Origin of the sequence: Cellulomonas sp. A375-1 (genome assembly GCF_001040865.1) — a bacterium.
Lineage (GTDB): Bacteria > Actinomycetota > Actinomycetes > Actinomycetales > Cellulomonadaceae > Cellulomonas > Cellulomonas gelida.
In genome coordinates, this window is sequence record NZ_LFKW01000095.1 from 37,500 (window position 1) to 46,830 (window position 9,331).

The 9,331-nt window shown below is 70.0% G+C and carries 5 protein-coding genes; all 5 read left to right on the forward strand.

The features are described from left to right. Positions 1–604: substrate-binding domain-containing protein (locus tag CWIS_RS10125; RefSeq protein WP_048343163.1), on the forward strand; the 604-nt coding region annotated here is incomplete at its 5' end. A gap of 214 nt (positions 605–818) precedes the next feature. Continuing rightward, the gene (locus tag CWIS_RS10130; RefSeq protein ID WP_048343164.1) at positions 819–2,360 is read left to right on the forward strand and encodes a sugar ABC transporter ATP-binding protein; all 1,542 of its coding nucleotides are present in this window, start codon (positions 819–821) and stop codon (positions 2,358–2,360) included. Further along, positions 2,357–3,433 (forward strand): ABC transporter permease, encoded by a 1,077-nt coding sequence (locus CWIS_RS10135; protein ID WP_048343165.1) that lies wholly within the window; start codon positions 2,357–2,359, stop codon positions 3,431–3,433. The genes CWIS_RS10130 and CWIS_RS10135 overlap by 4 nt, the downstream gene beginning before the upstream one ends. Further along, entirely contained in the window at positions 3,430–4,482 is a 1,053-nt protein-coding gene (locus CWIS_RS10140) for an ABC transporter permease (protein WP_048343166.1), read from the forward strand. Before CWIS_RS10135 ends, CWIS_RS10140 begins: the two co-directional genes overlap by 4 nt. A 281-nt stretch (positions 4,483–4,763) precedes the next feature. After that, positions 4,764–9,311, forward strand: a complete 4,548-nt coding sequence (locus CWIS_RS18050; protein ID WP_197080818.1) for an alpha-L-arabinofuranosidase C-terminal domain-containing protein — start codon at positions 4,764–4,766, stop codon at positions 9,309–9,311. Positions 9,312–9,331 lie beyond the last annotated feature (20 nt).

Consider the following 9,331-nt stretch of genomic DNA (forward strand, 5'->3'; position numbering starts at 1 on the left):
CGTCGTGCTCGTCGACCGCACGGTCGACACCACGGTCGCGGACCCGTACGTCACGTGGATCGGTGCCGACTTCAAGCAGGAGGGCATCACTGCCGGCGAGTGGGTCAAGGCGAACCACCCCGACGCCAAGATCTTCGAGATGCAGGGCACCCTCGGTTCGGGCGCGCAGGTCGACCGTGAGGCCGGCTTCGACGAGGTCGTCGGCGCCGAGAACATCGTCGGCAAGGCGTCCGGCAACTTCACGCGTGCCGAGGGCAAGGCCGCCATGGAGGCCGCGCTGCAGGCGTACCCCGACATGAACCTGCTGTTCGCGCACAACGACGACATGGGTCTGGGTGCGATCGAGGCGATCGAGGCCGCGGGCAAGGTCCCGGGCAAGGACATCATCATCGTCACGATCGACGGCGTGCGCGACGGCCTGCAGGCCCTCGTGGACAAGAAGTTCAACTACGTCGTCGAGTGCAACCCGGTCTTCGGCGACCAGATCCTGGACGCCATCAAGAAGGTCCACGCCGGCGAGGAGCTCCCGAAGGAGACCATCGTCGTCGACGAGGCGTTCGACCAGACCATCACGCAGGCTGACGTCGACGCACGCGCGTACTGACGCGAGCAAGCCGGTACGCACTGCGGCCGCACTGACGCAGGTGACGTACCAGTGACACCATGACAGCCGTGCGGCGGGGCCGCTCGCCCCGCCGCACGGCTGTTCCTCTTCCCGCAGCTGCTCGCTGCGACGCCCGGCCCCGTCGGGGGCGTGCGTCCACGCGTGGCCGCTGCCCGCACAGCAGCAGCTCTCTCAGCAGGACGGATGACCAACGATGTCTCTCACGTCCGACTCCGCCCCCGTCGTCCAGATGCGTGGGATCACCATCGAGTTCCCCGGGGTCCGGGCGCTCGACGGTGTCGACCTCACGCTCCGACCGGGCGAGGTCCACGCGCTCATGGGCGAGAACGGCGCCGGCAAGTCGACCATGATCAAGGCGCTCACCGGCGTCTACCAGATCGACGCAGGCGAGATCCGCGTCGACGACGAGCCCCACCAGTTCCACTCGACCGCTCAGGCCCAGGGCGCCGGCATCAGCACGGTGTACCAGGAGGTCAACCTCTGCGCGAACCTCTCGGTCGCCGAGAACGTGATGCTCGGCCACGAGGTGCGGTTCGGCCCCTTCATCAACTGGCCCGCCACGCGGCGCAAGGCCCAGGAGTACCTGGCCCGGCTGAACCTGGACATCGACCCGACGTCGCAGCTGAGCTCGCACTCGATCGCCGTCCAGCAGCTGTGCTCGATCGCACGCGCGATGGTCGTCGACGCCAAGGTGCTCATCCTCGACGAGCCCACCTCGAGCCTCGACAAGGCCGAGGTCGCCGAGCTCTTCTCCGTCGTGCGCTCGCTGCGGGACAGCGGCGTCGCGATCCTGTTCGTCTCGCACTTCCTCGAGCAGATCTACGAGATCAGCGACCGCATGACGATCCTGCGCAACGGGCGGTTCGTCGGCGAGTACCTGACCGCGGAGCTCCCGCGCATCGAGCTGATCTCCAAGATGCTCGGCCGTGCGACCGACGAGCTCGCCGCGATCGAGGCCGGCGCGCAGCGCGTCGCGAACGACGAGGCACGCGGCGAGCCGCTGCTCCAGGCGGTCAAGCTCGGTCGCCAGGGCTCGATCGAGCCGGTCGACCTCGAGGTCTACCAGGGCGAGATCGTCGGCTTCGCGGGCCTGCTCGGCTCGGGCCGCACGGAGCTCGCGCGCCTGCTGTACGGCGCGGACCGCGCGGACGGCGGCGAGCTCACGCTGTTCGGCGAGCACGTCCGGTCCGCGGCGCCGCTCGCGTCGCTGCGCAGCGGCGTGGCCTACTCCACCGAGGACCGCAAGAAGGAAGGCATCATCGCCGACCTCACGGTCCGGGAGAACATCGCACTGGCGATCCAGGCGAACCGCGGCATCTGGCGCCGGATCCCGGCCAAGGAGCTCGACGAGGTCGTGGACCGCTACGTCAAGGCGCTCAACATCCAGCCGCCGAACCCGAACATGCTCATCAAGAACCTGTCGGGCGGCAACCAGCAGAAGGTCCTGCTGGCGCGCTGGCTCGCGACGTCGCCGAAGCTGATCATCCTCGACGAGCCGACGCGCGGCATCGACATCGGCGCGAAGGCCGAGATCCAGCGGCTCGTCGTCGAGCTCGCCTCGCAGGGGATGGGCGTCGTGTTCATCTCCTCCGAGCTCGAGGAGGTGCTGCGTCTGTCGCATCGCCTCGTCGTCCTGCGGGACCGCGAGAAGGTCGGGGAGCTGACCAACGGCCCCGACGTCACGTCGTCCACGGTCCTCGAGACCATCGCAGCGAGCGGGAGTGACGCAGCATGACCGGCACCTTGCACACCCCCACCTGGGTCTCCCGGGTGGCCAAGCACCACCTGTTCTGGCCCGTCGTGGCGCTGCTCGCGCTGTGGGTCGCCTGCGGGATCGTGAGCCCGGGCTTCCTCGACATCAAGGTCGTCGACGGGCACCTGTTCGGCCAGCTCGTCGACGTCGCCCGCAACTCGGTGACGTTCCTGCTGCTCGCGCTCGGCATGTGCCTCGTGATCGCCACGGGCGGCATCGACCTGTCGGTCGGAGCGGTGATGGCGATCTCGCTGGCCGTCGCGCTGACCTACATCGACAACTCGGGCACCGGCGAGCAGAAGAGCACCGCGTTCATCGCGATCGCCCTCGCGCTCGCGGTGGCCGCGCTCGTCGGCGCGTTCAACGGGTTCCTGGTCTCCGGGCTGGGGATCCAACCGTTCATCGCGACCATGATCATCCTGGTCGCGGGACGCGGCATCGCGCTCGCGTTCACGGGCGGCCAGATCACCACGACCCACTCGGCACCGTTCAAGGCGATCGGGTCCGGGTACGTGCTGGGCATCCCGACGCCCGTGGTGATCGGCGCGGTCGTGTTCGCGGCCGTCGCGCTCGCGGTCCGCAAGACCGCGCTCGGCATGCTCGTCGAGTCCATCGGCATCAACCGGGTCGCGAGCCACATGGCCGGCGTCCGGTCCCGCAACATCACGTGGCTCGTGTACGTGATCTGCGGGTTCCTGGCCGGTCTGGCGGGTCTCGTCTACGGCGCGCCGACCATGGCCGCCGACGCCAACAACATCGGCCAGCTCATGGAGCTCAACGCGATCATGGCCGTCGTCATCGGCGGCACGAAGCTCGACGGCGGCAAGTTCAGCCTCGCGGGCACGATCGTCGGCGCGCTCATCCTGACGACCCTCGACCGCGCGGTGATCATCTTCCACCTGCCGTCGGAGTCCAAGGACCTGTTCAAGGCCATCGTCGTCATCGCGATCTGCATCGCCGGCTCGGAGCGCCTGCGGGAGTCTGTCGGCCTGCGCCGCGTGCCCCGCCTGCCCGAGCCGCCCGCAGCGCGCAAGTCCGTGGAGGTGTCGGCATGACCGCGCAGTCCGTGTCGGAGAAGCTGCCGACCAAGCGCACGCCCAGCGACCACTCGACCCAGTGGTGGCGGCGCCTGCTCGACCGTCGCTACCTGCCGACGATCGGCACGGTCGCGACGCTGATCCTGCTGCTCGTCATCGGCCAGCTGCGGTACAGCACCGACGACCGCAGCTTCATCAGCGCGCGGCTGTTCTCGAACCTGTTCATCGACAACTCGTACCTGCTGGTGCTGGCGATCGGCATGACGTTCGTCATCATCTCCGGCGGCATCGACCTGTCGGTCGGCGGCGTGGTGGCCCTGACGGGCCTCGTCGTCGCGAAGCTGCTCGAGAACGGCGCACCCCTGCCGTTCGTGCTCGTGGTCGGCGTCCTGGTGGGCACCGCGATCGGCTCGCTGATCGGGGTGATGGTCCAGTACTTCAAGATCCAACCCTTCATCGCCTCGCTCGCGGGCCTGTTCCTCGCGCGGGGCCTGGCGAACCTGATCGGCACCACGGCCATCGGCATCAAGGACGAGGGCTTCGCGTCGCTCGCCTCGTGGAAGATCAAGTTCGGCGAGAAGCCGGACATCTGGTACGTCAACCTGTCGATGATCATCGCGCTCGTCGTGCTGCTCGCCGCGGTCTACCTGCTGCACTACACGCGGTTCGGCCGCACGGTGTACGGGCTCGGCGCGGGTGACAACGGGCAGGCCGCGGGCCTCATGGGTCTGCGCCCCGGCGCGACCAAGATGTGGGTCTACGTCATCTCCGGCACGTGCGCCGGCATCGGCGGCATCCTGTTCGCGCTCTACACCAAGTCCGGCTACAACCTGTCGGGCGTCGGCATGGAGCTCGACGCGATCGCGTCGGTCGTCATCGGTGGAGCGCTGCTCACCGGCGGCGTGGGCTACGTCCTGGGGACGTTCGCGGGCGTGACCGTGTACGGCCTGATCCTGGTGATCTGCAACCGCGAGGGCCTCGAGATCTGGTGGAACCGCATCCTCATCGGCGCGATCCTGCTCGGCTTCGTGCTGCTGCAGCGGGTGCTCGTCGCGAAGCGCAGATAGCGGTCCCGCACTCGCACAACTGAACAGGTACGAGACCCTCCCGTCCGACCGGACCCGGCTGCCACCGGGCGACCCGGCGGACGGGAGGGCTTTCCCCGGCGGGTCGCAACGAGGCGACCTCGGGTGCTGCTCACCACACTGGAGAGGTAGGAGCACAGATGATGATTCCACATGCTCTCGCGACCGCTGGGGTCCTAGGACCTGAGAGACGCCGCCCCCGCCGCGCGGCCCGCTGGGTCGCCGCAGCAGCCGGGTTCGCGGTGCTCGCGGCCGGTGCGGCGGTGGCCGCCCCCGCCGCCGCGGCGGACCCCGACCCGCAGGAGTGGACGGACGCGTTCGACGCTCCGACGCTCGACCCGCGCTGGGAGATCACGTCCGAGGTGCCCTCCGCGTGGTCCCTGTCGACGAACCCCGGGGCGCTGACGCTCACGTCGCAGCCCGGTGACACCTACCAGACGGCCAACAGCGCGAAGAACGTCTTCACGGTCGACATCCCCGACGGCGACTTCACCGCAGTGACGACCCTGCACGCGCCCGTCTCGAAGGTCTACCAGGGCGCGGGCCTCATCGCGTGGTCGGACCAGGACAACTACGTCCGGGCGGGCCTCAACTACGTGGGCTCGCTGTCGCCGTCGAGCAGGGCGATCGAGACCGACGTCGAGAGCGGCGGCGTGTTCTCGTCGGTCGACTTCGAGGACCGGCCGGGCTCGGAGCGGGAGACCCTGCGGCTGCAGCGCACGGGAGACACGATCACGACCAGCTACTGGTCCGGCTCGGACTGGGTGGTCGCGTCGAGCACGACGATCTCGTTCGACATCACCGCGGTGGGCCTGTACGCCCTCGCGGCGCAGGACAACACGTCGCACGAGGCGGCCTTCGAGTCGTTCGGGCTGACGGCGGCCGAGGGTGACGACGTCGTGCCGAGCGGCTCGTTCACGCTGCACGCGCAGGACGGCCCCCGCTACCTCGTCGCCGACGACGGCGCGCTCGCCCTGCGTGACGAGCGCCCGACGACCGTGCTGGCCCTGGTGCCCGCGGCCGGCGACGACGACGGTGCGGTCACGCTGCGCACCCTCGGCGACGACCTGCCGGTCGTGGTCGACGACGACCGCCTGGCGCTGGGTGCGGCGGCGGACGAGCCCGCGCAGCTGCGGCTGACCGACGTGGGCGGCGGCGCGGTGGCGCTGCGGCTCGCCGACGGCTCGGGCTGGGTGCGGCTCGGCGCGGACGGCGTGCTGACGCTCGGCACCGCCGGCGACGCGCAGCCGCTCACGCTCGAGTACGTCGCGGGCGGTGAGGGCGTCCTCGAGATCGACGGCGACGCGACCTCGATCGACATCTCCGACGACCTGTACGGCATCTTCTACGAGGACATCAACTACGCCGCGGACGGCGGCCTGTACGCCGAGCTGGTGCGCAACCGGTCGTTCGAGTTCAACACGTCCGACCACTCGTCGTTCACGGGCATGACCGCGTGGGAGACGCTCGCGCGCGGTGCGGGTGCGGGCTCGACGGCGACGGTCCTGACGGACGGCAACCGGCTCAACGCGACCAACCGCTACTACCTGAGGCTCGCAGCGACGGGCGCCGGCGCGGGCATCCGCAACGCCGGCTACAACACGGGCGTGCCGGTCGAGGCCGGTGCGTCGTACGACTTCTCGGTGTGGGCACGCACGAGCGCGGCCCAGACGCTCACGGTGCAGGTCGAGAACGTCGCGGGGACCGCGGTCGTCGCGACGGGCACGGTAGCCGTCGACGGCTCGGACACGTGGAAGAAGTACGCCGTGACGCTCACGGCGACCGCGACGACCGACGCGGGCCGCCTCGCGGTGCTCGCAGGCGCCGCGGGCACGCTGCGGCTCGACCAGGTGTCGCTGTTCCCGCAGGACACGTGGGTCGGGCCGGTCAACGGCAAGTCGGTGCTCCGCAAGGACCTCGCGGAGAAGATCGAGGCGCTCAACCCCTCGTTCGTCCGCTTTCCCGGTGGCTGCGTGACCAACGTCGGCACGTTCAAGACGTACGAGGAGTCCGGCTACGTCGACCGCCGCCGCACGTACCAGTGGAAGGAGACCATCGGACCCGTCGAGGAGCGGGCGACGAACTGGAACTTCTGGGGCTACAACCAGTCCTACGGCATCGGGTACCTCGAGTACTTCGAGCTCGCGGAGGACCTGGGTGCGACCCCGCTGCCGGTGCTCTCGGTGGGCGCCAACGGCTGCGGCAGCACGATCCCGGAGATGAAGGACGACGCCACGATCGCGCGCTGGGTGCAGGACACGGTCGACCTGATCGAGTTCGCCAACGGCGCGACGACGACGACCTGGGGCGCCGTGCGCGCGTCGCTGGGCCACCCGGAGCCGTTCGGCCTGCGCTACATCGGCCTCGGCAACGAGGAGAACACGACGACGTTCGAGGCGAACTTCCCGAAGTTCCGCGACGCGATCGCCGCGCGGTACCCGGACGTCACGATCATCTCGAACTCGGGCCCCGACGACGCGGGCGCGCGCTTCGACACCCTGTGGGCCTACAACCGGGCGCAGGACGTCGCGATGGTCGACGAGCACTACTACAACGACCCGGACTGGTTCCTCACGAACAACGAGCGCTACGACTCGTACGACCGCGAGGGTCCCGCCGTGTTCCTCGGCGAGTACGCCTCCAAGGGCAACACGATGTGGAACGCGCTGTCCGAGGCGTCGTACATGACGGCGATCGAGCGCAACTCCGACATCGTCAAGCTCGCGTCGTACGCGCCGCTGCTCGCCAACGAGAGCTACGTGCAGTGGTCGCCCGACGCGATCTGGTACGACAACGACGAGTCCTGGGGCTCGGTCAACTACTACGTGCAGGAGCTGTTCGGGAACAACAAGGGCGACCAGGTCGTCCCGAGCGGGTACGAGACGGCCACCGAGGCGGTCCCGGACCTGTCGGGCGGCGTGTTCCTGTCCACCTGGTCGACCGTCGCGGACTACGACGACGTCGTGGTCACCGACGACGAGACCGACGAGGTGCTGTTCTCCGACGACTTCTCCGGCACGGCCGACGCGTGGTCGCCGCAGACCGGGTCGTGGGCGGTCACGGGTGGCAAGTACCGCCAGTCGTCGGCGTCGGTCACCGACGCCCGCTCGATCGTCACCGGCGCGTACGCGAAGGACTGGGACAACTACACGCTCGAGCTCGAGGCGACCAAGGTCTCCGGCAGCGAGGGCTTCCTCGTCGGGTTCGCGGCCACGGGCACGAACAACTTCTACTGGTGGAACCTCGGCGGCTGGAACAACACCCGCCAGGCGCTCCAGAAGGCAGCGGGCGGTGCGGCCAGCGAGGTCGCCGCGGTCGAGGGGCACTCGATCGTGACCGGTCAGACGTACGACCTCAAGGTCGTCGTCGACGGCCGGCACATCGAGCTGTACCTCGACGGCGAGCTCCAGATGGAGTTCGACGACGTCGTCCCGGCGGACGTGTACCAGGTCGTCACGCGCGACGTCGCGGCCGGCGACCTCGTCGTGAAGGTCGTCAACACCTCCGACTCGGTGCGCCGCACCCGCGTCGTGACCTCGGACGTCGAGGTCGAGGGCGAGGGCACGGCGATCGAGATCGTCGGGCAGCCGGGCGACATGAACACGAAGGCGAACCCGACCAGGCTCGTCCCGGTCGAGCGCGCGCTGACCGGGGTGTCGAACGACTTCGCGTACGACTTCCCGGCGTACTCGATCACCTTCCTGCGCCTGCACACGCCCGACACGACGATCCCCACGGTCGCGTCGCTGACCGCCTCGGGCACGCCCGTCAAGGGCTACCTCGGGCAGCCCGTGACGGTCACGGCCACGGGCGCGGACGACCGCGCGGTCGACCGGGTCGAGGTCGCGGTCGACGGCGGCGCGTGGACGCCGACGGCGGGTGAGACCGCGACGGCGCAGGTCTCGGGCGAGGGTGAGCACACCGTGCAGGCGCGTTCGTTCGACGCGACCGGCAACGTCTCGCTGATCAAGGCCCTCACGTTCCGGATCGACGCCACGGCACCGGTCTCGAACGCGGTCGTCGACAGCACGGCGCGCACGGTCACGCTGCGCGCCGCCGACAACGGTGCGGGCGTCGCCCGCATCGAGTACCGGACCTCGTCGTCCGGCACGTGGCGGACGTACGCGACGCCCGTGACGGTGGGCTCGGCGGCCACGACCGTGTGGTTCCGCGCGGTCGACAAGGTCGGCAACGTCGAGGCGGCCGGCACGGTCGTCGTGCCGAAGGCCGGCGTGACGCTCACGCCCACCACGACCAAGGGAACGCTGTCGCCGTCGACGGTCGCCTACGGCGCCACCCGCACGGTCGCGGTCGTGGTCGCCGGCGCGGGCGGCACGCCCACGGGCACGGTGCGGGTGCTGGACGGCACGCGCCTCGTCGGGACGGGCACGCTCGTGCGCGGCAAGGTCACGGTGACGGTCCGCACCGACCTGAAGGTCGGCACGCACCGCCTCACGCTGTCCTACGGCGGCGACGCGAGGTTCGCGGGCTCGACGTCGACGGTCACGCTCGTGGTGACCAAGGCGCCGTCGCGGACGACGGTGACGGCACCGACGGTGAAGCCGACGACCGCGCCGGTCCTCACCGCGAAGGTCACGGCGACGGGCGTGCGGCCCACGGGCACGGTCACGTTCACCGTGACGCGCGGCGGCACGGTCGTGGCGACGCGCACGGCCTCGCTCACGAGCTCCGGGACGGCGAAGGTGACGCTCCCGAAGCTCGCGGCGGGCAGCTACGCCGTCAAGGCGTCCTACGCGGGCACCTCGTCCGTGACGTCCTCGGTCGGCACGGCGACGCTCGTCGTCCGCTGACCGGCTGGGGGGGGGGGGGG